Source organism: Dactylosporangium thailandense (assembly GCF_059739745.1).
In genome coordinates this window covers 10,456,660-10,477,870 of the sequence record NZ_AP029195.1, presented here as the reverse complement: position 1 = coordinate 10,477,870, position 21,211 = coordinate 10,456,660, and the positions used below count along the sequence as shown (strand labels likewise).

Here is a 21,211-nt window from a genome sequence, read left to right as displayed (position 1 = left end):
GGCCGGGCGCACCGTAGGCCCATGACCACTGCTCTGACTTCTCTCCCGGCGGTCGCCGGGCCCGTCTTTGTTCCCGGCGACGAAGGATACGAGGCCGAAAAGCAGGCCTGGAACGTCGCCACCGTCCACGAGCCGCTCGCCGTCGTCGGCGCCACCTGCGCCCAGGACGTGGCCGAGACGGTGCGCTGGGCCGGCACCCTCGGGCTGCCGGTCGCGGTGCAGTCCACCGGTCACGGCGCCGTCCGCCCGGTCCGCGGCGGGGTGCTCATCACCACGAACCGGATGACCGAGCTCACCATCGACCCGGTGACCCGGACGGCGCGGGCCGCCGCCGGGGTGCACTGCGTGGAGGTGAACGCGGCGGGCGCCCCGCACGGGCTGGGCATGCTCAACGGCTCGGCGACGCAGGTCGGCGTCGTCGGGTACACCCTCGGCGGCGGCGTCGGCCCGCTCGGCCGCCGCTTCGGCTTCGCCGCCGACCACGTGCGCTCGGTGGAGATCGTCACCGCCGACGGCGCGCTGCGGACCGTCGACGCCGACCACGAGGCCGACCTGTTCTGGGCGGTTCGCGGCGGAAAGGGCAACTTCGGCATCGTCACCGCGATCGAGTTCGGCCTGGTCGAGGTGGCCGGCTTCTACGGCGGCGGGATCTACTTCCCGATGGAGCACGCCGGCGAGGTGCTGCACGCGTACCGCGAGTGGTCGGCCGGCCTGCCGGAGGAGATGAGCACGTCGGTGGCCCTGCTGCGGCTGCCCGACCTGCCGGCCCTGCCCCCGCCGCTGCGCGGGGCGAACGTGGCCCACCTGCGCGTCTTCTTCCTGGGCGACGCCGAGGCGGGCGACGCGCTGCTGGCCCCGATGCGCGCGGCGGCCCCGGCGATCATCGACGACGTGGCGATGCTGCCGTACCCGGCGGTCGACGCCGTGCACCGCGACCCGGTCGAGCCGATGCCGACCCGCGAGCGCGGCGTGCTGCTCGCCGAGCTCACCGCGGAGACGGTCGAGCACGTGCTGGCGGCGGCCGGGGCGGGCCTGGACCTTCCGCTGCCGATGGTCGAGGTCCGCCAGCTCGGCGGGGCCCTGGGGCGCCCGCCGGCGGTGCCGAACGCGGTCAGCGGGCGCGGGGCGGCGTACTCGCTGTTCGTCATCGGCCTCGGCGTGCCCGGCCTGGAGGCGGCGGTGGACGCGGCCACCGACCGGGTGCTCGCGGTCGAGCGGTTCCCCGGCGGGTTGCTGAACTTCTCGGGCGGGGCGGACGCGGAGGCGATCCGGGCGAACTGGTCGGCCGCGGACCGGGACCGGCTGCTGCGGGTGAAGCACGCCTACGACCCGGCGAACGTGTTCTCCAGCGGGCAGCCGCTGGTGGGCTGAACTCCCGGCTTGCACCCGGTCCGCACTGTTGCGGGCCGGGTGCGGGCCGATGTCGGGAGCATGGCTCGACGGGACCCGATGTGGACGCTGGGGATCATGCTGGCCGTCGCGCTGCCCACGGTCGCGGCCGCCGCGTTCACCCCGATCCGGGTCGCCGGGTCGACGGCCGTGGTCGCGCTCCTCGGGATCGCCGCGCACGCGCTGCTGCGCCAGGCGCGGGACCGGCACCGGGCCCAGGCGGCCCTGTTGCACACGGTGCTGCGCCGGTTCCCCTCCCCCGTGCTGGTGACCGACCCGGACGGCAACGTGGTCCTGGCCAATCCCGCCGCGCAGGACCTGATCGGCGGCGAGCCGGCCCTCGAGACGTTCGACGGGCGCCCGGTCCGGCTGGCCGACCTGACGCGCGAGGGCCGGGACGCCTACGAGGCGCGGCTCACCCGCGCCGACGGCTCCACCAGCGACATCCTCATCGAGGCGCTGCCGGTCGAGGGCGGGGCCGGCACCGTGTGGGCGTTGCAGGACATCAGCGCCCGGCGGGTCTACGAGGAGTCGCTGCACCACGCGGCCTACCACGACGCCCTCACCGGCCTGCCCAACCGCGCCCTGCTCTGGCAGCACCTGACCTCGGCCGCCGCCGACGGGCGCCCCTACGCGGTGCTGGTGGTCGACGTCGACGACTTCCGGACCGTCAACGAGCTGCACGGCCGCGCGGTCGGGGACGAGGTGCTGACCGCGGTCGCGCACCGGCTCCGCGACGCCGCCTACGCGGGGACCCGCACGGCCCCGGCCCGCGCGGTGGTGGCCCGGCTCGGCGGCGACGAGTTCGCGGTGCTGCTGCCGGGCGCGGACGCGCGGGCGGCAAAGCGGCTCGCCCCCGAGCTGCGGGCCGCGTTCGACCGCCCGTTCCCGACCAGCGCGGGCCGCGTGACCGTCCGGGCCGCCATCGACGTGTCCACCACGATGCTGGCCGACGCCTAGATGCCCGCCAGATCCAGGGCCAGGGTGACCGCGCCGCACGCGACCAGCAGCCCGGTGACCAGGTTGACGCGGCCCTTCGAGCCCCCGGTCCGCCGCGCCGCGCGCCAGTAGAGGGCGGCCCCGACCACGACCAGCAGCGCCTCCACGACGGCGGTCAGGAGGTGGTACTGCCACAGCCCGAACCCCAGCCGGGGCAGGTCGCCCGCGTTGCCCGGCAGCAGCGGCATGTCGGCCCGGTGGACGAGCAGGTCGAGCAGCCAGTGCGAGAAGACCACGGCGCCGATGACCGTCCCGCCCCGCCGGCCCCACCAGCGGGCGGCGACCAGGCCGGTGAGCGCGGCGATGACCAGGGCGCCGACCAGCGAGTGGGTCCAGTCGGCGTGAATGATCCCGTCGCCGTAGCCGCCGTCCGTGCCCGGCACCGGGTCGATGCGCTCGGCGCCGGTGAGGTACAGCGGAAGAAACACCATGTCGAGCCAGACCGTCGCGAGCATGAGCGACCACAGCGGGACCGGCCGCTCGACCGACTTCACGGCCGCGGCCAGGCCGAAGTGCCCGGTGATCACCGCGTCGGCCGGTTCGGCCAGGGAAGCTTGGCGTCCAGCGCGCCGACGAGGCCGGCGAACAGGAGCACCCCCACGAAGTACGCCATCTCGGATGCCCTCCACTAAGTGAACTCAAGTTGCGTTAGCCTGAGCATGACAGGACCCGGCCCACTAACGCAACTGGAGTTGCATTGACGACGAGTCCCCGACCCGGCGGGCGCACGGCCCGGACCCGGGCCGCCGTGGCCGAGGCGGTGCAGGCCGAGCTGCTCGAGTTCGGGTACGCGGGCACCACCATGGAGCGCATCGCCCAGCGCGCGGGGGTGGCGAAGACCACGCTGTACCGCCGCTGGGGCTCCGTCGGCCAGCTCGTCGTCGACCTCTTCGGCGAGACGGCCGCGGCGCAGATCCCGCCGCCGGACACCGGCACGCTCGAGGGCGACCTGCGCGAGCTCGGCCGCGCGAGCATCGCGCTGCTGTCGGTGCCGCCGCTGCGGGCCGTGTTCGACGTCGTCGTGCGCGAGGCGGTGCACGACGCCGCGGCCCGGGCAGTGCTCACCGGCTTCTTCGCCACCCGGATCGCGCTCGCCGCGCCGCTGGTCGAGCGGGCGGTCGCGCGCGGGGAGGCCCCGGCCGGCACCGACGCGGCCGAGGTGATCCGGCTCGTGGGGGCGCCGTACTTCGCGCGGGCGTACATCACCGGCGACCCGCTCGACCCCGCCGTCGCCGACCGGACCGCCCGCATCCTGGCCCTGGCCGTGCGCGAGGGGCTACTCGCCGGCTGACGTGCGGAACAGCATCGCGGCCTGCACGCGGTTCGCGCAGTCGAGCTTGGTGAGCACGCGGCTGACGTACGTCTTCACGCTCGGCTCGCTCATCCGCAGCCGGGCGCCGATGTCGGCGTTGGAGAGCCCCTCCGCGACCAGCCGCAGCACGTCGGCCTCCCGCGGGTTGAGCCGGGCCAGGCGGTGCCCGGCGGCCCGGCGCCGCTCGGCCCCGGCCGCGCCCGCCGGCCCGATGAGGCCGATGACCTGGCGGGCGACCGGCGGCGAGAGGTACGCGTCCCCGGCGTGCGCGGCCCGCACCGCGCGCAGGAGCTCCTCCGGCGTGCAGGTCTTCAGCACGTAGCCGGACGCGCCCAGCCGCAGCGCCCGCAGCACGCTCGGCTCGTCCCCGAACGACGTCAGCATCACGATCGCCACCCCGGGCGCCGCGGCCCGGATCGCGTCCACGGCGTCGAGGCCTCCGAGCAGCGGCATCCGCACGTCGAGCAGCGCCACATCCACCGGGCCCCGCCCCGCCGCCGCCACGGCCGCGGCCCCGTCCTCGGCCACGGCGACGACCTCCAGGTCGGGCGCGGACTCGAGCACCGCCTGAATGCCCGCCAGCATCAGCGGCTCATCGTCGGCGACGAGCACGCGGATACGACTCATCCCGTGGCTCATCCCGCGACGCCGATGACCAGGCTGAGCGGCACGAGACCGAACATGAGGCCGGCGAGGGCCATCTCCAGCAGCGCGGGCGGGCGGCGCACCGGCTCGGCCGGGAAGACCGCCCAGAGCCGGAACTCGCCGCCGCCGACGCCGTGCCCGACCAGCCCGCCCGCGAGCTCGGCCCGCTCGGCCAGGCCCGCCAGGCCGCGCGCGGCGGCCGGCACGGTCCCGGGCGGCACCGGGTTGACGACCGAGAGCAGCAGCGCGTCGTCCTGCCACTCGGCCCGTACGGTGATCGGCGCGCCCGGGGCGTGCTTGCAGCCGTTGGTGAGCCCCTCCTGGACCAGCCGGAAGGCCTCCGGGGGCAGCTCCCGCTCGCGGCCGCCGCGCAGCAGCTCGACCGGCACGCCCGCCGCCCGGGCCCGGTCCACGAGCTCGTCCAGCCCGGCCTGCGCCGCCCGCAGCCCGCCGAGCACGTCGTGCAGGTCCCCGGCGGCCCCGCGGGCGGACTCGGCCAGCCGGCGCACCGCCTCCCGCTGCGCCGCGGGCAGCCCGCCCACCTCCAGCGCCGCGGCCTGCATCGACACGAGGCTGAGCCGGTGGCCGAGCGCGTCGTGCATGTCGCGGGCGATCCGCAGCCGCTCCTGCCGGGCGAGCGCGGCCGCGTGCCGCGCCTGCTGGGCCATGTGGGCGCCTACGAGCAGGGGCAGCAGCGCGAACACGACGGCCGCGACGACCGCAGGCGCGACCGCCGGCGCCCGCCACGACTCCACCACCACGAACCCGGCGACCGCGGTGGCCAGCCAGGGCGACGAGCGCTTCCCGGCCCCGTAGGCGGTGTAGGGCAGCAGCGCCCCGGCCCCGCCGGTGACCAGCGCCGGGCCGAGGGCGAGCAGGAACGCGAGGCCGGGGCGGCGGCGGGCCACGGCGAGGACGCCGGCCACGAGCAGGGCCCAGAGCGGCAGGAGCCACGGCCGGACGGCGCCGGGGTGCGCGTAGGTGAGCAGCACGCTGTCGGCGCAGACGATGCCCGCGGGCGCGAGATATCGGCGCATGCCAGCAGGCTACCGCCGACGTTCGTCGCGGCGGCGGGACGACTTTCGGCGACTGTGGCCGCGGCCGGGCCGCCCTAGCGTCCGGGGGCGTGATCGTTGTCGAAGAGCTGACCAAGCGCTACGGGCCGGCCGTCGCCGTCGACGGGCTGTCCTTCACCGTCCGGCCGGGGTGCGTGACGGGCTTTCTCGGGCCCAACGGGGCCGGGAAGTCCACCACCATGCGGATGATCCTCGGGCTCGACCGGCCCTCGAGCGGACGGGCGCTGGTCGACGGGCGGGCGTACGACACCCTGGACCGGCCGCTGCGCACCGTCGGGGCGATGCTGGAGGGGCGGTCCGCGCACCCGGGCCGGCGCGCGCGGCACCACCTGCGCTACCTGGCCCGCAGCAACGGCATCCCGGACGCGCGCGTCGAGGAGGTGCTGGAGCTCGTCGGGCTGGCCGGGGACGCGCGGCGGCGGGCCGGCGGGTTCTCGCTCGGGATGGCCCAGCGCCTCGCCCTGGCCGCGGCGCTGCTCGGCGATCCCCCGATCCTGCTGCTCGACGAGCCGGTCAACGGGCTCGATCCCGAGGGCGTGCACTGGCTGCGGCAGCTGCTGCGGGGGTACGCCGCCAAGGGCCGTACCGTGCTGATCTCGAGCCACCTGATGGCCGAGACCGCGCTCACCGCCGACCGGCTCGTGGTCGTCAACCGCGGCCGGCTCGTCGCGGACGCGACCGTGGCCGAGTTCGTCGCCGGCGCCCCCTCGCTGGAGGCGGCGTTCCTGCAGGCGGTGGCGCGATGAGCGCGTTCGCGGCCGAGTGGCTGAAGATCCGCACGCTGCGCTCGACCGCCTGGACGCCGGCGCTGACCGTCGTGGCCGGGGGCGGGCTCGCCTACCTCGTCGGGCGGAGCATGCGCGGGGCCGAGCCCGAGCACTTCGACGCGATGTTCGCCACCTTCTACTCGCTCAGCCTGGCCCAGCTCGCGCTCGTGGTGTTCGCGGTGCTGGCGGTCGGCGGGGAGTACGGCTCCGGCACCATCCGCCCGACGCTCGCCGCGGTGCCCCGGCGCGGGCGCTACTACCTGGCCAAGCTCGCCGCGGTCGCCGGGTGCGCGGCGGCCGTCTCGGTGCTGACCGTCGCCACCGCCTGGGTGGCCGGGCAGTCCGGGCTCGGGCCGCGGCACACCGCGCTGACCGCCGGCGGGGTGCCGGGCACGGTCGCCGCGGCGCTGCTCTACCTCGTGCTCATCGCCCTGTTCGCGGCGGGCGTCGCCCAACTGCTGCGTGGGTCGACGGCGGCCCTGGCCGTGCTGCTGCCGCTGCTGTTCCTCGGCTCGCAGGGGCTCGGCAACATCCCGGTACTGCGCAAGGTCACCCAGTTCCTGCCCGACCAGGCGGGCGCGGCGGCCCTGCACTTCTTCGGCAATCCGGACGGACCGGGCTACGACCGCGCGTTCGGCCCGTGGGGCGGCATCGCGATCATGGCGCTGTGGACGGCGGCCGCGCTGGCCGGCGGGTACGTCACCCTGCGGCGACGAGACGCATGATCGCCTTAGAGCCGGTTTAGTTTCGACTTAGGGAGCTTGAGAGAGCGCTCTCCCATGCATACGGTCTGGCCATGCCGCTCGACCCCCGGCTCAACCCGTACGTGGTGACGCCGAGCCGCCCGCCGAAACGGCGCCGGACCCTGCTCGCACTGCTGCTGGTGCCGATCGCGGGGGCCGTGGCGACCAGCCTCATCCTCACCACGACCGCCGGCGCCGAGCAGGTCGACACCGCGGGCATCGTGCAGGCCGAGGCGTGGAGCGCACAGAGCGGGGCCCGCACCGAGAACACCGGCGACCTCGGCGGCGGCAAGAACGTGGGCTGGCTCGCCGACGGGGACTGGATGCGGTACGACAACGTCGACCTCGGCGGCCCGGGCTCGCTCACCGCGAGCGTCCGGGTCGCCGCGGCGAGCCGCACGGGCGGGACGATCGAGCTGCGGGCCGGCACCCGCGACGGCGAGCTGCTGGCGAGCTACCCGGTCGGGTACACCGGCGGCTGGCAGACCTGGACCACGAAGACCGCGGTGAGCGCGACCGGGCGCACCGGCCGGCAGACCGTGTTCCTGCTGCTCAAGAGCCCGCAGGCCGGAGACTTCGTCAACATCAACTGGCTGCGGTTCAAGCGGACGCCGACGGCGACGATCCCGGGCTCGCCCTCCGCCTCGGCCCCGTCGTCCCCGTCGCAGAGCCCGACGGCGGTCCCGGGCTGGCCCAGCGTCGACCCGGCCAAGCAGAAGGCCGACACCGCTGCGTTCTTCGCCCGGCGGCCCGCGCCGATCACCAACAACCCGGTGAAGGTGCCCGAGTTCCACGCCACCTGCACGGTGAGCCACCACGCCCACGACGACCCGATCGTCTTCCCGGGGCTGGCCGGCGCCTCGCACGACCACACGTTCCTGGGCAACCGGTCGACGAACGCGAACTCCACGGCCGAGTCGTTGATCGCCGCGAGCACGAGCTGCACGCCGGCGCAGGATCACTCGGCGTACTGGATTCCCACGCTGTCGCAGAACGGCAAGGTCGTGGACCCGAAGGAGGTGACGGTCTACTACGGCTCCCGGCTCAAGGACCCGAGCAGGACCCAGCCGTTCCCGTTCGGGTTGCGGATGATCACCGGGGACGCCAAGAACCAGAGCGACACCCCCGACCACCAGGGCAACCACTTCTGGTGCGCGGGCGTCGGGGGCGAGGTCGGGCGCACCGCCAACGGCGAGTACCCGATCTGCGCCAAGACCGCCGAGCTGGTCCGGCAGATCACGTTCCCGGACTGCTGGGACGGCGTACACCTGGACAGCCCGGACCACAAGGCGCACATGGCCAACGGCGACCACACCGGCGCCTGCCCGGCCAGTCACCCGGTGCCGATCCCGTCGGTCTCCTTCGTCATCGCCTACCCGCTGAACACCGACACGAACGGCATCACGCTCTCGTCGGGCAACGGCTACTCGATGCACGCCGACTTCTTCAACGCCTGGGAGCCCGACGCCCTCGCCCAGCGGGTGCGGGACTGCCTCGACCAGGGCTACAAGTGCAACGCCCAAGGAACGTTCTAGCCAAGGAACGTTCTAGCCGAGGCACGTTCCAGCCGAGGAACGTTCCAGCCGCCGCCGAGAGCCGGAGGCCCACCCGCCGCCACGGGTGGGCCTCTTTTTTTCCCGTTAACATCAAGGCGGCCCCACCCGCATCGGTGGCATCATTGCCGCATGACGATCCGCTGCGTCATCGTCGACGACTCGGAGCGTTTCCGGGTGAGTGCCCGGAGGCTCCTGACGGCGCAGGGCATCGCGGTCGTCGCCACCGCTTCGGACACCCGGCAGGCGCTGCTCGCCGTCGAGGAGCAGGAGCCGGATGTCGTACTGGTGGACGTCGGCCTGGGCGCGGAGAGCGGCTTCGATCTGGCCCACCGCATCCGGCGCGGCTTCGTGATCATGGTGTCGAGCCTCGACCCGGACGACCTGGCCGAACTGCTCGCCGAGAGCCCGGCGATCGGCTACCTGCCCAAGGACCAGCTATCCGGCAGCGCGATCAGCTGCCTGTTGCAGAAGACGCCGCTTCGAGAAACGTGAGCACGGCGAGCACCCGCCGATGCGTCTCGTCCGTCTCGGGCAGGTCGAGCTTGGTCAGGATCGACCTGACGTGCTTCTCGATGGTGCCCTCGGTGACCCACAGCGCCTTGGCCACGCCCGCGTTCGAGCGCCCCTCGGCCATCAGGGCCAGAACCTCCCGCTCGCGCGGGCTGAGGCCGCCGAGCGGGTCGCGGCGGCGGTGCGCGGCCACCAGCTCCTGCACCACCGCTGGGTCGACGACGGTCCCGCCGTCGTGCACGCGGCGCAGGGTCTCCACGAACTCGTCGACGTCGGTGACGCGGCTCTTCAGCAGATAGCCGATGCGCTCCCCGCTGGCCAGCAGCTCGATCGCGTGCTCGACCTCCACGAAGGCGGACAGCACCAGGATCGCCACCGACGGGAAGCGGCGGCGGATCTCCCGGGCCGCGCCCAGCCCCTCCGTGGTGTGCGTGGGGGGCATGCGGATGTCGACCACTGCGATGTCGGGGGTCTTCTTCTCGACCAGCTCCAGCAGGTGCGGGCCGTCATCAGCCAGCCCGATGACGGCGAACCCCTGCCGATCGAGCAGGCTTGCGAGCCCCTCGCGCAGCAGCACGTCGTCGTCCGCGATCACAACCGACTCGAATGCCATTAACCCCAACATATCCCCGCGATCCGGGGTAGACACCTCCCCATGCACGGGGGGTTGACCGTCCGGCTCGCGGTGACCAGCGCGCTGTTCACCGTCCTGATCACGGCGGCGTTCGCGATGATCCTCGTGTCGGTCTACGAGCTGCGCTCCTCCGTCATGGTCGTCACCCGGGCCGAGCGAGCGGTCTCGGCCTGCAACACGCTGGAGCGGTTGGTGCTCGACGTGGAGGCGGGGCGGCGCGGCTACGCCCTCACCCACGACCGGACGCTGCTGGAGCCCTGGGTGGAGGCTCAGCAGCAGATCCCCCTGCGCCAGGAGGAGCTCGCCTCGTCGGTGTCGGGCAGCCCGGCCCAGGCCGCGCGGGTGGCCCGCCTGAACAGCGACGTCACGGCCTACCTCGAGAACTACGCCGACCCCGCGATCGCCAACGACCAGCAGGGCGAGCCGGCGAACATCGACACCAAGTCGATCATGGACGGCCAGAAACAGATCGCCGCCCTGCGCGCCGAGTTCGACGACTTCATCAACAACCAGCGGGTGAGCGTGGACCAGATGCACGCGGCCGCGAGCCGGGCCGGGCGGCAGGCGCTCATCGCCGGGCTCGCCGGGTTCGTGGTGGCCCTGATCGCGGTCGCGCTCCTCACCCGCTCGCTCGCGGTCATGGTCGTGCGGCCGCTGCACCGGATGGTCCTCGCGGCCGACCGGGTGGCGGGGGGCGACCTGGAGACACGGGTGCCGACCGACGCCCCCGTGGAGGTCGGAGCGTTGCAGCGGACCTTCAACGCGATGGTCGCCGCGCTCGACAGGAACCGCACGATGCTCGGCGCGGCCGCGGCCGAGCAGGCGGCGCTGCGCCGGGTGGCCACCGTCGCCGCGCGCGGCCGCCCGGCCGAGGACGTGTTCGCCGCGGTGACCGAGGAGGCCGGCAAGCTCTTCGACGCCGACGCGGCCGTGCTGCTGCGCTTCGAGCCCGACGGCAGCGGCACCGTGGTGGCCAGCTGGAGCCAGAACCCCACGCACCGCGTCGACCTGGGCCGCGTGCGCCTGAACGACGACGGGGTGGCGGGCCGGGTGCTGCGCTCCGGCCGCCCGGTCCGCCTCTCCGGCCAGCAGAGCGTCGACTTCCTGCAGCGCGAGTTCGGCGACCTGACGATCCGCTCGGCGATCGGCGCCCCCGTGCTCGTGGCCGGCCGCACCTGGGGCGTCCTGAAGGCCCTGTCCACGTGCGCGTCGCCGCTGCAGCAGCAGGACGCCGAGCGGGCCGCCGAGTTCACCGAGCTGGTGGCGAGCGCGATCGCCAACTCCCAGGCGCGCGCCGACCTGACCGCCTCCCGCGCCCGCGTAGTGGCCGCGACCGACGAGAGCCGCCGGCGCATCGAGCGCGACCTGCACGACGGCACCCAGCAGCGGCTGATCGCCCTGCTGCTGGCCCTGCGCGCGACGGAGACCGAGGTGGACGGCGGGCTGCAGAGCCGCCTGCACGGCATCGGCAGCGACCTGTCCGAGGCCATCGACGAGCTGCGCGAGCTGGCCCGCGGCATCCACCCGTCGATCCTGTCCGAGGGCGGCCTGAGCCCGGCGATCCGCTCGCTGGCCCGCCGCTCCCCGGTGCCGGTGGAGGTGCGGCTGGACCTGCCGGCCCGGCTCGACGCCTCGGTGGAGATCGGGGTGTACTACGTCGTCGCCGAGGCCCTCACCAACGCGATCCGCCACGCGCACGCCACGCTGATCTCGGTGTCGGCATCGGCCACGGACGCGTCGCTGTCGCTGTCCGTCGAGGACGACGGGGTGGGCGGCGCCGATCCCGGGACCGGCACCGGCCTGACCGGCCTCGGCGACCGCGTCGCGGCCCTGGGCGGCACCATGCAGATCGCCAGCCGCCCCGGCAGCGGCACCCGCCTCGCCATCATGATCCCCCTTCCGAAGGATGCGAGCGGCTGAGGCGCCTATAGCAGCCAGCAGGTATAGCGGGGTCGGAAAACCCAGACCCGAGAAGCCCCGCTGGCCACGACGCAACGGACAACCGTCCGGAGGCACGGTGGAACAGTCATTCACGCCCCCTTGAACAGGTGATCCACCATGACGATTCGTCCGGTCGACCCGGCACTGTGCATGGCACTGTTCGTGTCCGACACACCCTGCTACTCCCACCCCGACGCCGAGACGGTCCGCGAGACGGTGTCCTCGACCCTCAACCGCCTCGGCAAGGACGAGTGCTACGCGCAGGCCGCCGAGGTCTTCGGCGACCGCCCGGACGTGGCCCTGAGCCGCATCCAGTGGGCGCGCGAGCTCTGCGAGGAAGCCCTGACCCCCGCCGGGGCCTACTGACGCGCGGCTTCACTCAGGGCTGCGTGCCCTGATCGGAGATGCACCCGATATGTCGCGGCGCGACGCGTCCGGCATATCGGCGCCACCCGTCAGGAGTCGAGCTTCGCGTCAGGATTCGAGCTTCGCGATCAATCGCGCCAGTTCGTCCAGCTCCTCCGGCGGCAGCGACAGCATCTGCGGCGGCGGCTGAGTCAGGATCGCCTCGGCCCGAGCCGCCTCGCGACGGCCCAGGTCGGTCGTCGTCACAAGCTTGGCCCGCCGGTCCGACGGGTGCGGCTCCCGGCGCACGAGACCCCGCTTCTCCAGGTCGTCGACGACCAGCGTGGTGTACGGCGCATCCGTCTGCAGCCGCCCGGCGAGCTCCCGCAGGGTCATCGGCTCGCCCGCCAGACGCCGCAGGGCCTTGATCCGCACGAAGCTCAGGTCCAGCGCCTCGCAGACCTCCTTGCGCCGGTCGTGCCGCTCGTGCACCAGCGCGAGCATGGCACGCCAGACCTCACCGGCGCGTTCCTGCGAATCAGGCATCGACGAGCTCCGCATCAGGGGTTCGGCTTTTCGCCCACGTACCGGTGGTGAGCGTACCGATGACCAGGATCGCGGCGCCGCACCCGGCGACGATCCACCAGCCCGCGTGGCTCGCGGGGCTGAACCCGACGGGCATCGCGCGGCCGTGCAGCCCCGCGGTGACCACGGCGCCGAGGACCGCGATGCCCAGCACCGAGCCGAACTGGCGGCTGGTCGAGGCGAACGCCGCGGCCACTCCGGCCTGGGCCACCGGCAGACCCGAGACGGCGGTGACGGTGATCGGCGGGTTGACCATGGCGAAGCCGATGCCGAAGGCGACGTAGGCGGCCACGACCCACAGCAGCGGCGTGTGCGGGGTGAGCCCGGTGAGCAGCACCCCGCTGACCAGGATGCCGGCCCCGCCGACGAGCAGCGACGCGCGCGGCCCGCGGGCGCCGACCATGCGGCCGGAGACCGGGCCGAGCACCACCGTGATCGCGGCGATCGGCAGCGTGAGCAGGCCCGCGTGCAGCGGGGAGAGGCCGCGCACCTCCTGCAGGTAGAGCGTGTTGAGCAGCAGGAACCCGGCCAGCGCGCCGAACGCGGCGACGGCGATCGCGGTGGCGCCGGCGAACGGCGGGCTGCGGAAGAGCGTGATGTCGACCAGCGGCTCGGGGCGGCGCGGCTCGACCAGCAGCAGGGCCACCAGCGCGACCACGGCCACGGCCCCGGCGATCGGCTCGTGCTCGATGATGGCGAAGGTCGCGCTGGCGAGCAGGACGAGCACGATGATCTGGCCCGGGACGTCGACCCGGCGCGGCCGCGGCGCCCGCGACTCGGGCACGAAGAGCGCGGTGAGCACGACCGCGGCGATGCCGATCGGCACGTTGATCCAGAAGATCGTGCGCCAGCCGACGGTCTGCACCAGCAGGCCGCCGACGACCGGGCCGAGCGCCATGCTGATGCCGACGACGCCCGCCCACACGCCGATGGCCTGGGCGCGCTCGCGGCGGTCGGTGAAGACGTTGGTGATGATCGACATGGCGACCGGGTTGAGCATCGAGCCGCCGATCGCCTGGACCACGCGGAACGCGATCAGCCAGCCCAGCGTCGGGGCCAACCCGCACAGCAGCGAGCCGAGCGCGAAGACCACCAGCCCGGTCTGGAAGATGCGGCGCCGGCCGAGGCGGTCCGCGGTCGAGCCGCCCATGATCAGGAGGCTGGCCAGCACGAGGGTGTACGCGTCGATCGCCCACTGCAGGCCGGAGAGGGGCGCGTCCAGGTCGCGCCCGATCGCCGGCACCGCGATGTTCACGATCGTGTTGTCGAGTCCGACGATCAGCAGGCTCATGCAGCAGATGCCGAGGATGAGCAGGCGCCGGCCACGTGCTTGTACGGCCATAACTATTATGTTCGTACAAGCAATGGGCCGGCGCCAACCTTCTGCGGCTCAGATCACTGCCGAGGCCGCTAGTTGGTGCCGTCGCCCTGCGGCGGGTTGCCGCCCGGCATGCCACCGTTCTGCGGGATGCCGCCGTTCTGCTGGTTGCCGTTCTGCTGGTTGCCGGCGCCGGCCTGGTTCAGCGTCGCGTCGGTGATCGTCGTGGCCGTGGCGCTGGACCCGGCATCCGTGCCGTCCACGGTGCCGACGACGGTCACGGTGTCGCCGCTCTTGATGTCGGAGACCTGGTCGTTGCCGTTGTCGACGGTGGTGGAGGAGCCGATGACGAACGTCGTCGTGTGCCCGTCGGCGCTCTTGGCCGTGATCGAGGTGGAGCTGATCGCGGTGACCGTTCCGGTCTGGAGGCGCTTCGTGACGTACCCGCCATTGCCGTCGGAGGCCGTGAAGTCCCCGTAGAGCGCGCCGGAGAGGCCGTTCGCCCCGCCGCCGCCCATGCCCCCGAAGCCGCCCCCGCCGGGCCCGCCCTGCCCGTTGCCGCCCATGCCCCCGGGCCCGGCCTGCGCCGACGAGGACGAGGAGTCCCCGCTCGCGGCCTTGACGACGGCGAACCCGCCGCCGCCGATGACGAGGGCCGCGACCACTCCGACGACGATCGTCTTCACCTTCGAGGACTTCGCCGCGGGCGCCGGGGTCGCCGCCGGCGCGAGTCCGGCCGGCTCCTGAGGCTGGGCCGGGGTGGCCCAGACCGGGGCGGCGGCGGGCTGCTGGTCGGTGATCTGGCTGCTCATGGCGTGGCTCCCTGGGTCCGGCGGCCCGCTCCGGGGGAGCCGCTCACGAAGCAACCATCGCGGGAATCCCTGGCACGGAACCGTCCGGACCTTGGCAGCCACCTGTGAGTCAGGCCGAGACCAACGCCGCTTCCGCGTCCGCCTCCGGGGCCGGGGCGGGGCGACGGCGCAGCGCGGCGAGCCCGGCCAGCAGCAGGCCCGCGGCCGCCCACGCCACGAGCACGAGCACGTGCGGTCCGGCACCGGCCCCATCGAAGAAGGCGGTACTGCGCAGCAGCGACCCGGCCGCGCCCGGCGGCAGGTACTGCCCGAACGCACCCCACCCCGACGGCAGCATCTCCGGCGCGCTGGACAGGCCCGAGAGCGGGTTGCCGAGCAGCATCATGGTCGCCGCCCCGATCGCGAGCCCGGCGGTGCCGAGCAGCGCCTCCAGGCCGAGGATGGTCAGCGCCGTGGCGGCGATGGACAGCGCGACGACGCCGCTGTTGACCCAGTAGTCGCCGTTCAGGGAGCCCAGCCACTGCTGCAGGATCGCCACGAGCGCCAGCCCGCCGGTCACAGCGAAGGCGAGCGCGCCCGCGACCCGACGTCCGGTGCCCGCGATCAGGCTGGTGAGCAGCCCCGCGGCGGCGATCCCGCCGAGCACCAGCGGCAGCGCCCCGGCCGCGAGCCCGGCCCCGCGCGGGTCGTCGGCCGGCAGCGGCACGAGGTCCCGCACGACCGTCCCGTCCGCGGTCGGCGCGAGCGCCTGGGCGACCTGCTGCAGGGCCTGCGCGACCGCCGGGCCGGCGGCGGAGGCGACGATGAGCTCGGGGCGGCCGCTCGTGAGGTCGATGGCGCCGTAGACCTCACGGTCCTTGATCAGCCGCTCGGCCGCGGCGGTGTCGGGCACCGTGCGCAGGTCGAACGCGCCGGGCCGCTTCGCCTCGAGCTGCTGCACGACCTGCGCGGCCGCGGGCGCGGGCCCGGCGACGGCGAGCGGGATGTCGTGCACGCCGGCCCGGGTCGCGGGCCAGGCGAACGCGACCATGATGAGGCTGAGCAGGGCGGTGAGCAGCAGCACGACGCCCGCGACCTTTCGCATGACCATCTCCCCTTAAAAGAACGTTCGTTCGCTCTTTTTCAGGGTGTACCGCCCGTGCCCGCTCGTCAAGAACGAACGTTCGCTTTTACCGGGAGACGCCCGTCACGGCCTTGGTCGCGGGGATGTACGTGGACGCGGGCGGCAGCGTGAAGATGAACCGCGACCCGCCGCCCGGGTTGTCGTCGGCGCGGATCGTCCCGCCGTGCCGCTCCACGATGCGCTTGCAGATCGCGAGGCCGAGGCCCGTGCCCGCGTACCCGCTCGAGCGGTGCGCCCGGTGGAAGTTGGTGAAGATGGCGTCGTGCTGGCCGGGCGGGATGCCGATGCCGTTGTCCGCCAGCTCGACCCGCACCAGCCCGTCGCCGTCGAGCCCCGACGCGATGGCGATGCGGGGAGTCGTGCCCGGGGCCGTGTACTTCACCGCGTTGCCCACGAGGTTGTCCAGGAGCTGCCGCAGCAGCACGGGATCGGCGCGCACGTCGTCGAGGCGGCCCAGGGCGAACTCCCGGCCGCGGGGTGCCCGCGGCCGCGGCCAGGTCCGTGCGCGCGTTCGTCACCTCGGTCACCAGCTCGTCGAGCGCGACGTCGACGGGCGCGATGGCGGCGTTGCGGGCGGTGGTGTACGCCAGCAGGTCGTTGATCAGGTGGCGCATCCGGGCCGAGGCGCGCGTGATGCGCACCAGGCTGTCGCCGGCGTCGCCGACCGCGGGGTCGTCCGCGGGCATGGTGTGCAGCGTCTCGCCCAGGTTCTCGGCCCAGCCGTCGATGGTCGTGAGCGGGTTGAGCAGGTCGTGCGCGACCACGCCGGCGAAGGAGGACAGCTCGTCGCGGTGCCGGCGCTCGGCGGTCACGTCGTGGAAGACGACGACCGCGCCGCCCTCGTCGGTCTCGTCGGACGGCAGGCGGGTCGCGCTCACCTGCAGGATGCGGCCCTCGGGCACCCCGGCGTTGCGGATGAGCACCTCCTGGCCGCGCACGTCGTGGCCGCCCAGCGCCTGGATGTGGGCCATCTCCCCGGGCGGCAGCGGGGTGCCGTCGGGGTGGAAGAGGCCGTAGTGATCGGGCCGGGCCACGGTGCCGTCGCCGCTGGTCACGCCGCCCATGAGCGCCACGGCGGCCGGGTTGCGCATGATCCAGGAGTGATCGGGACGTACGACGGAAACGCCCTCGTTCATCGAGTTGACGATCGTGGTCAGCAGCCGCGCCTGGGCCTCGGTCTCGCGGCCGGCGGCCGTCAGCCGCCCCATGAGCTCGGCCCGCTCGTCCCGGCCGAGCGCGATGGACAGCCCGACGACCGCGATCATGCCGACGAACGCCTGCGCGACCAGCGCCCGGGTCGCGTGCGAGGGGATCGAGGCGAAGGGGCCGTTCCCGTGCAGCGTGAACAGCACCGCGAGGGCGCCCAGGCCGAGGTCGTGGAGCACGACGAACGTGGTGTGCAGGCGCAGCGCGGCCCACACGGTGACGGCGAGCAGCGGGAACGCCAGGGGCAGGTGGCTGACGCCGAACCCGACGCCGTAGGCGGTCAGCGAGCACACGACGAGCGCCGCGTACTCGGCCAGCCGCACCGCGCTCGGCCGCGTCCAGCGCCAGCCCCGCGCGCGCTGGTGGCCCAGGCGCAGCCCGACGGCGACGATGAGCAGGATGCTCACCCCGTTGCGCAGGAACCACACGACGCCGTCGGTCCACAGGAAGCGGTCGGTGGTGAGCCAGATGGCGGTCGGCCCGACGAGCGCGCCCGCGCCGGCCCCGGCGCACGTGGCGAGCAGCAGGCGCCACAGGTCGGCCGAGCGGGAGAGCTGCCCATCGCCGCCGGCGCCCCACAGGTGCGGGCTCAGGCGGTGCAGCATCCGCGTGAAGACCGCCACCTGGGCCAGGTTCGCGACCACGAACCAGAGCGCGAGCAGCGGGGTGGCGCCGGTGGCCAGGTTCACGACGAGCGTGATGACGGCCAGCGCCACGGGGTCGGCCCAGCGCACGCGGGCCTTGCGCTGGGCGGCGAACCACAGCACCGACACGCCCGCGGCCGGCCAGACCAGGCTCAGGCTGGAGCCGTCCATGATGGTCTTGCGGCCGGCGACGGTCGCCAGGAGGTACACCAGCGCCCACGCCGCGGTCCGCAGCAGCGAGGTGGTCATCCGGCGCCCCGCAGGGCCCGCTCCAGCCCGGCGCGCAGCGCGTCGGCGGTGAAGGGCTTGCGGACGTACTCCGCGCCGGTCTCCCGCGCCCGGGCGGCCACGGCGCCGTCCCACAGCGCCGTGAGGAACATCGCCGGCAGGTCGGCCCGGGCGGCCCGCAGCCGGTGCAGCAGCTCGATGCCGTCCATGCCGGGCAGGTCGACGTCGAGGATCGCGGCCTCGGGCAGCCCGTGCTCGGCCACGGCCGCGAGCGCGGCGGCCCCGCTCTCGGCGGCGAGGACGTCGTGGCCGTCGGCGGTCAGCCGCTTGACGATCAGATCGCGGACGTCCGGCTCGTCGTCCACCACGAGCAACCGGGCCATTCGGCACCCCCCGCCTCTCCACCACCCAGATCGGCAGCGGAGGGACGGGCCTTAAGGCGCCTGCCCGGACTCGCGCGGAGCGCGGCGGCGGGCCGGCGGTGCTGCGGGCTACCGGGGCGAGCCGGGCACGATCCCCTGCAGGTGCCGGCCGTTCACGGCGGCGCGCCGGCCCGCGTCGGCCTCGGCCTTCCAGGTGCGCACGTAGTTGGAGGCGGTCAGCCGCTCCACGTCGTCGAGGTCGAGCAGGTCGCCGACCATGGTCGTCAGGGCCACCACGTCCCGGCGGTCGTTGGGCGGCACGTTGTCGTGCAGGAGCTGGTGCACCTGGTTGCGCAGCGACCCCTCCCGCACCACCGTCGGCGGGGTGAAGGTCGGCTCCTCGGCGATGTCGAGCACCTCGCCGGCGTCGTGCGCCACCGGGGCGGTCCGGCTGCGGGTGCGGCGCGGCGCGGGCGCGGCCGGGAGGATGCCCTCCAGGTCGGCGCGCAGCCCGCCCAGCGGCGAGGTCGCGATCACCGGCGCGGTCGCGATCACCGGCTCGGGCCCGGGCTCCGGCTCGGCGGCCGCCTCCGCCGCCCTGGCCACGGCCTCCCGGGCCGCGCGGCGCTCGTCCTCCTCGCGGGCCGCCCGGGGCACCGGGATCGGCTGCGGCGCCGTCGGCAGGGCCTGCTGCTCCTGGGTGTCGATGACCGGCAGTGGCTCCGGCGCGGGGGCCGGTTCCGGCGCCGGCCGGGGCGCGCTCTCGGTCATCGCGGCGAGCCGGGCCGGGGCCAGGTCGGCGGCGATGAGCGCGGTCAGGCCGTCGTAGTCGGCGCCGTCGGCGAGGCGGACCGCGATCTCGTCGAGGTCGTAGACGGCCACCGCGATGTCGGCGGTGGTCGGGTCGACCGCGGCGCGGATCTTGCGGTGCAGCACCTTGGCGATCGCCGCGGTCCGCTGCTCCTTGCGCTTCTCCGCCTTCGCCGCCGCGATCGAGGAGTAGAGCCCGAGCCGGGTGTCGGCCTTCGCGAGGTTCTTGGCCCGCAGCGTCAGCCACGGGTGGCGGACCCAGTGCCCGACGACCTCGTAGGCGGGCGTGGTCGGGGGCAGGTCGCCCTTGGCCCGCAGCCGGTCGCGGCGCTGGTTCTCGGTGTGCATCAGCCACACCAGGTAACCCAGCGCGGACATCCCCGCGAAGAACCCGGCGAGCAGCTTGTTGTCGTGCGCCATCCAGTTGAACGCGACCGCGAACGCGGCGATGACGACGGACAGGATCCGCGAGGCCGTCGCCTTCTCGCCGAGCCGGCGGCGCACGTCGGCGTTGGCGAGCACGACGATGCCGCCGAGCTCCAACGCCCCGACCGCGGGGATCGCCCAGATCAGCGGAATGCCGAGCGCCTCCACCGCGCCGGACACCTGCCCGGCCAGGGCGACGAGCAGCACCACGACATAGAACAGCTGCCGCATGTACGACGTGCGCTTGACGGTCTTCTGCAGATCGGCGTCCAGCTGGTTGATGCCCGGCGTGCTCACCGGTTTCTCCCGTCGTTGTCGGGCTGGGGCAGCCGATAGCCCCGGGCCTCGAGGAATTCGGCCAGCGCGAGGTCCACCGAGCTCTGCACGGTGGTGTTGTGGTCGACGACGAACCGCTGCAGGGTCTGCTCGATCTCGACCCGCACCCGGGTGTTGAGCTGGACCCGGTCAAACCGCGGCCGCTGCGGCGGCATCGCCACCGTCTTCTCTGTCGCTTCCAACATCACTCCCGCTAGCCGTTTGCTAGCGCGCACGCTAGCAAAGCAACCGTCGATGACCGAATCCGACACGCCGCACAACTGTTCGAACCCGAAAGGTCCTTACGCTCGTCGCTCCGCGAAGGTTCAGCGTGACTTTCGGTGGTCATCCGGCCGCATTCTTGAGCCTGTGCGCGGCCTTTGCGGTTCGGTACGCTCACCCGCATGCGGCGCCGGGTACTCATGCTGATGCTCACGGCGCTCGTGCTGATCGGCGCCTGGGCCGTGCCCGCGGGCGCCGCGCCGGGCGATCCGACGGGCGCGCCGAACGAGGGCACCGACCTCACCCTCGGCGAGAAGCTGGACGCGGCCAACACGGAGTGGGTGCAGGCCCAGGCCGTGCTCGACGCGTCCAAGAAGCGCCAGGCCGAGCTGACCGCGCAGATGGACGCGATGCAGAAGGAGCTGGAGCCGGTCCGCGCGAGCGTGAACGTCATCGCGGCCGCGGCCTACCGCACCGGCGGCAACGTCCGGCTCACCGCCGCGCTGGTGAACACGGACTCGGTCGATCAGTTCATGGACCGCGTGCTGCTGGTGAACACGATCGCGCAGTACAACGACCGCCAGATCGGGCGGCTGACCAAGCTGGAGAAGGACCTCGCGGACGCCAAGAAGGCCGCCGACGACGAGGTGGCCAAGCAGCAGGCGCAGACCGCGATCCAGGCCAAGAAGAAGGCGGATGCCGAGGCGGCCCTGGCCAAGATGCGGGGCAGGGCGGACGGCTACGTCAGCGTGAACTCACCGCTGGCCACCCCGGCCCCGCGCAACGCCGACGGCTCCTGGCCGGCCGAGAACTGCATCATCGACGACCCGACGACGACGGGCTGCATCACCCCGCGCACGCTGCACGCGGCCCAGGAGGCGCGCAAGGCGGGCTTCACGCACTTCTACTCGTGCTTCCGCCCGTCCGGGCCCTACGAGCACCCGAAGGGCCGGGCCTGTGACTTCGCCGCGGCCTCGGACGGCTTCGGCGGCGTGGCCAGCGGGGCCGACAAGACCTATGGCACGAACCTGGCGGCCTACTTCGTCAAGAACGCCTCGGCGCTCGGCGTGCTCTACGTGATCTGGTTCCGACAGGTGTGGACGCCGGCGGCGGGCTGGCACGCCTACAGCGGGGGCAACGGCGACCCGTCCAGCGACCACACGAACCACGTGCACCTGTCCATGCTGTGACGCTCCCGGCCGGCCACGGGCGTGACTGGCCGCGGGCGTGCCTGGCTGCGGGC

22 protein-coding genes and 1 pseudogene are annotated in these 21,211 nt (G+C 73.9%); 10 read left to right on the top strand and 13 right to left on the bottom strand.

The features are described from left to right. Nucleotides 1-21 precede the first annotated feature (21 nt). A complete protein-coding gene (locus AC6JBM_RS46785) occupies nucleotides 22-1,371 on the top strand; it encodes an FAD-binding oxidoreductase (RefSeq protein WP_497980091.1) in 1,350 nt (449 codons plus the stop codon). 60 nt (nucleotides 1,372-1,431) lie between these two features. Continuing rightward, nucleotides 1,432-2,349 carry a diguanylate cyclase domain-containing protein gene (locus AC6JBM_RS46780; protein ID WP_497980090.1) on the top strand — a complete coding sequence of 306 codons (918 nt, stop codon included), beginning with the start codon at nucleotides 1,432-1,434 and terminating at the stop codon, nucleotides 2,347-2,349. Here AC6JBM_RS46780 and AC6JBM_RS46775 read toward each other — a convergent pair. Next, entirely contained in the window at nucleotides 2,346-2,915 is a 570-nt protein-coding gene (locus tag AC6JBM_RS46775) for a permease (protein WP_497980089.1), read from the bottom strand. The genes AC6JBM_RS46780 and AC6JBM_RS46775 overlap by 4 nt on opposite strands. 170 nt (nucleotides 2,916-3,085) lie before the next feature. Between AC6JBM_RS46775 and AC6JBM_RS46770 the strand changes: the two genes are divergently transcribed. Further along, the gene (locus AC6JBM_RS46770; RefSeq protein ID WP_497980088.1) at nucleotides 3,086-3,679 is read left to right on the top strand and encodes a TetR/AcrR family transcriptional regulator; all 594 of its coding nucleotides are present in this window, start codon (nucleotides 3,086-3,088) and stop codon (nucleotides 3,677-3,679) included. Here AC6JBM_RS46770 and AC6JBM_RS46765 read toward each other — a convergent pair. Together AC6JBM_RS46765 and AC6JBM_RS46760 are read right to left on the bottom strand one after the other, a co-directional pair. Next, entirely contained in the window at nucleotides 3,665-4,327 is a 663-nt protein-coding gene (locus AC6JBM_RS46765; RefSeq protein WP_497980087.1) for a response regulator transcription factor, read from the bottom strand. The genes AC6JBM_RS46770 and AC6JBM_RS46765 overlap by 15 nt on opposite strands. Before the next feature lie 8 nt (nucleotides 4,328-4,335). Continuing rightward, nucleotides 4,336-5,382 carry a sensor histidine kinase gene (locus tag AC6JBM_RS46760; RefSeq protein ID WP_497980086.1) on the bottom strand — a complete coding sequence of 349 codons (1,047 nt, stop codon included), beginning with the start codon at nucleotides 5,380-5,382 and terminating at the stop codon, nucleotides 4,336-4,338. A gap of 89 nt (nucleotides 5,383-5,471) precedes the next feature. Between AC6JBM_RS46760 and AC6JBM_RS46755 the strand changes: the two genes are divergently transcribed. The 4 genes from AC6JBM_RS46755 (at nucleotide 5,472) to AC6JBM_RS46740 (ending at nucleotide 8,979) form a co-directional block, all read left to right on the top strand. After that, nucleotides 5,472-6,167: an ABC transporter ATP-binding protein gene (locus AC6JBM_RS46755; protein WP_497980085.1), complete on the top strand. Its 696-nt coding sequence runs from the start codon at nucleotides 5,472-5,474 to the stop codon at nucleotides 6,165-6,167. Further along, nucleotides 6,164-6,913, top strand: coding sequence for an ABC transporter permease (locus AC6JBM_RS46750; protein WP_497980084.1), 750 nt, complete (start codon nucleotides 6,164-6,166; stop codon nucleotides 6,911-6,913). Before AC6JBM_RS46755 ends, AC6JBM_RS46750 begins: the two co-directional genes overlap by 4 nt. A 71-nt stretch (nucleotides 6,914-6,984) precedes the next feature. Beyond that, nucleotides 6,985-8,466, top strand: a complete 1,482-nt coding sequence (locus AC6JBM_RS46745; RefSeq protein WP_497980083.1) for a DUF1996 domain-containing protein — start codon at nucleotides 6,985-6,987, stop codon at nucleotides 8,464-8,466. A gap of 150 nt (nucleotides 8,467-8,616) precedes the next feature. Then, nucleotides 8,617-8,979: a response regulator gene (locus AC6JBM_RS46740; RefSeq protein WP_497980082.1), complete on the top strand. Its 363-nt coding sequence runs from the start codon at nucleotides 8,617-8,619 to the stop codon at nucleotides 8,977-8,979. Here the strand turns inward: AC6JBM_RS46740 and AC6JBM_RS46735 are convergent. Then, nucleotides 8,939-9,610: a response regulator transcription factor gene (locus AC6JBM_RS46735; protein WP_350619667.1), complete on the bottom strand. Its 672-nt coding sequence runs from the start codon at nucleotides 9,608-9,610 to the stop codon at nucleotides 8,939-8,941. The genes AC6JBM_RS46740 and AC6JBM_RS46735 overlap by 41 nt on opposite strands. Nucleotides 9,611-9,652: 42 nt before the next feature. Between AC6JBM_RS46735 and AC6JBM_RS46730 the strand changes: the two genes are divergently transcribed. Together AC6JBM_RS46730 and AC6JBM_RS46725 are read left to right on the top strand one after the other, a co-directional pair. Next, entirely contained in the window at nucleotides 9,653-11,551 is a 1,899-nt protein-coding gene (locus AC6JBM_RS46730) for a CHASE3 domain-containing protein (protein ID WP_497980081.1), read from the top strand. 138 nt (nucleotides 11,552-11,689) lie between these two features. Next, nucleotides 11,690-11,938 carry a hypothetical protein gene (locus AC6JBM_RS46725; protein WP_497980080.1) on the top strand — a complete coding sequence of 83 codons (249 nt, stop codon included), beginning with the start codon at nucleotides 11,690-11,692 and terminating at the stop codon, nucleotides 11,936-11,938. 108 nt (nucleotides 11,939-12,046) lie between these two features. Here AC6JBM_RS46725 and AC6JBM_RS46720 read toward each other — a convergent pair whose 3' ends face one another. The 9 genes and pseudogenes from AC6JBM_RS46720 to AC6JBM_RS46680 all read right to left on the bottom strand — a co-directional run bounded on the left by AC6JBM_RS46720 (nucleotide 12,047) and on the right by AC6JBM_RS46680 (nucleotide 19,952). Continuing rightward, nucleotides 12,047-12,463, bottom strand: coding sequence for a MarR family winged helix-turn-helix transcriptional regulator (locus tag AC6JBM_RS46720; RefSeq protein WP_497980079.1), 417 nt, complete (start codon nucleotides 12,461-12,463; stop codon nucleotides 12,047-12,049). Further along, nucleotides 12,456-13,844, bottom strand: a complete 1,389-nt coding sequence (locus tag AC6JBM_RS46715; protein WP_497980078.1) for an MFS transporter — start codon at nucleotides 13,842-13,844, stop codon at nucleotides 12,456-12,458. The genes AC6JBM_RS46720 and AC6JBM_RS46715 overlap by 8 nt, the downstream gene beginning before the upstream one ends. Before the next feature lie 68 nt (nucleotides 13,845-13,912). After that, nucleotides 13,913-14,632 carry a hypothetical protein gene (locus AC6JBM_RS46710; protein ID WP_497980077.1) on the bottom strand — a complete coding sequence of 240 codons (720 nt, stop codon included), beginning with the start codon at nucleotides 14,630-14,632 and terminating at the stop codon, nucleotides 13,913-13,915. Between the two features lie 109 nt (nucleotides 14,633-14,741). Continuing rightward, the gene (locus AC6JBM_RS46705) at nucleotides 14,742-15,716 is read right to left on the bottom strand and encodes a hypothetical protein (RefSeq protein ID WP_497980076.1); all 975 of its coding nucleotides are present in this window, start codon (nucleotides 15,714-15,716) and stop codon (nucleotides 14,742-14,744) included. An 85-nt stretch (nucleotides 15,717-15,801) separates the two neighbouring features. Further along, entirely contained in the window at nucleotides 15,802-16,137 is a 336-nt protein-coding gene (locus AC6JBM_RS46700) for a sensor histidine kinase (RefSeq protein ID WP_497986694.1), read from the bottom strand. 250 nt (nucleotides 16,138-16,387) lie between these two features. After that, a pseudogene (locus tag AC6JBM_RS46695) lies at nucleotides 16,388-16,726 on the bottom strand (ATP-binding protein); the annotation flags it as partial. 1,124 nt (nucleotides 16,727-17,850) lie between these two features. Continuing rightward, complete coding sequence (locus tag AC6JBM_RS46690) at nucleotides 17,851-18,216, bottom strand: response regulator transcription factor (RefSeq protein ID WP_497980075.1); 366 nt, start codon at nucleotides 18,214-18,216, stop codon at nucleotides 17,851-17,853. 108 nt (nucleotides 18,217-18,324) lie between these two features. Next, nucleotides 18,325-19,728: a hypothetical protein gene (locus AC6JBM_RS46685; RefSeq protein ID WP_497980074.1), complete on the bottom strand. Its 1,404-nt coding sequence runs from the start codon at nucleotides 19,726-19,728 to the stop codon at nucleotides 18,325-18,327. Further along, the gene (locus tag AC6JBM_RS46680; protein ID WP_350619107.1) at nucleotides 19,725-19,952 is read right to left on the bottom strand and encodes a hypothetical protein; all 228 of its coding nucleotides are present in this window, start codon (nucleotides 19,950-19,952) and stop codon (nucleotides 19,725-19,727) included. The genes AC6JBM_RS46685 and AC6JBM_RS46680 overlap by 4 nt, the downstream gene beginning before the upstream one ends. Before the next feature lie 198 nt (nucleotides 19,953-20,150). Between AC6JBM_RS46680 and AC6JBM_RS46675 the strand changes: the two genes are divergently transcribed. After that, on the top strand, nucleotides 20,151-21,158 hold the full coding sequence (locus tag AC6JBM_RS46675) for a coiled-coil domain-containing protein (protein WP_497980073.1): 1,008 nt from the start codon (nucleotides 20,151-20,153) through the stop codon (nucleotides 21,156-21,158). The last annotated feature ends 53 nt before the right edge of the window (nucleotides 21,159-21,211 follow it).

Excerpts from the sequence above, each read along its gene's own strand:
- AC6JBM_RS46675 (WP_497980073.1), top strand. The coding sequence starts at position 20,151 with ATGCGGCGCCGGGTACTCATGCTGATGCTCACGGCGCTCGTGCTGATC.
- AC6JBM_RS46725 (WP_497980080.1), top strand. The coding sequence starts at position 11,690 with ATGACGATTCGTCCGGTCGACCCGGCACTGTGCATGGCACTGTTCGTG.
- AC6JBM_RS46780 (WP_497980090.1), top strand. The coding sequence starts at position 1,432 with ATGGCTCGACGGGACCCGATGTGGACGCTGGGGATCATGCTGGCCGTC.
- AC6JBM_RS46785 (WP_497980091.1), top strand. The coding sequence starts at position 22 with ATGACCACTGCTCTGACTTCTCTCCCGGCGGTCGCCGGGCCCGTCTTT.
- AC6JBM_RS46750 (WP_497980084.1), top strand. The coding sequence starts at position 6,164 with ATGAGCGCGTTCGCGGCCGAGTGGCTGAAGATCCGCACGCTGCGCTCG.
- AC6JBM_RS46745 (WP_497980083.1), top strand. The coding sequence starts at position 6,985 with ATGCCGCTCGACCCCCGGCTCAACCCGTACGTGGTGACGCCGAGCCGC.
- AC6JBM_RS46690 (WP_497980075.1), bottom strand. The coding sequence starts at position 18,216 with ATGGCCCGGTTGCTCGTGGTGGACGACGAGCCGGACGTCCGCGATCTG.
- AC6JBM_RS46680 (WP_350619107.1), bottom strand. The coding sequence starts at position 19,952 with ATGTTGGAAGCGACAGAGAAGACGGTGGCGATGCCGCCGCAGCGGCCG.
- AC6JBM_RS46720 (WP_497980079.1), bottom strand. The coding sequence starts at position 12,463 with ATGCCTGATTCGCAGGAACGCGCCGGTGAGGTCTGGCGTGCCATGCTC.
- AC6JBM_RS46710 (WP_497980077.1), bottom strand. The coding sequence starts at position 14,632 with ATGAGCAGCCAGATCACCGACCAGCAGCCCGCCGCCGCCCCGGTCTGG.
- AC6JBM_RS46730 (WP_497980081.1), top strand. The coding sequence starts at position 9,653 with ATGCACGGGGGGTTGACCGTCCGGCTCGCGGTGACCAGCGCGCTGTTC.
- AC6JBM_RS46715 (WP_497980078.1), bottom strand. The coding sequence starts at position 13,844 with ATGGCCGTACAAGCACGTGGCCGGCGCCTGCTCATCCTCGGCATCTGC.
- AC6JBM_RS46760 (WP_497980086.1), bottom strand. The coding sequence starts at position 5,382 with ATGCGCCGATATCTCGCGCCCGCGGGCATCGTCTGCGCCGACAGCGTG.
- AC6JBM_RS46765 (WP_497980087.1), bottom strand. The coding sequence starts at position 4,327 with ATGAGTCGTATCCGCGTGCTCGTCGCCGACGATGAGCCGCTGATGCTG.
- AC6JBM_RS46705 (WP_497980076.1), bottom strand. The coding sequence starts at position 15,716 with ATGCGAAAGGTCGCGGGCGTCGTGCTGCTGCTCACCGCCCTGCTCAGC.
- AC6JBM_RS46735 (WP_350619667.1), bottom strand. The coding sequence starts at position 9,610 with ATGGCATTCGAGTCGGTTGTGATCGCGGACGACGACGTGCTGCTGCGC.
- AC6JBM_RS46740 (WP_497980082.1), top strand. The coding sequence starts at position 8,617 with ATGACGATCCGCTGCGTCATCGTCGACGACTCGGAGCGTTTCCGGGTG.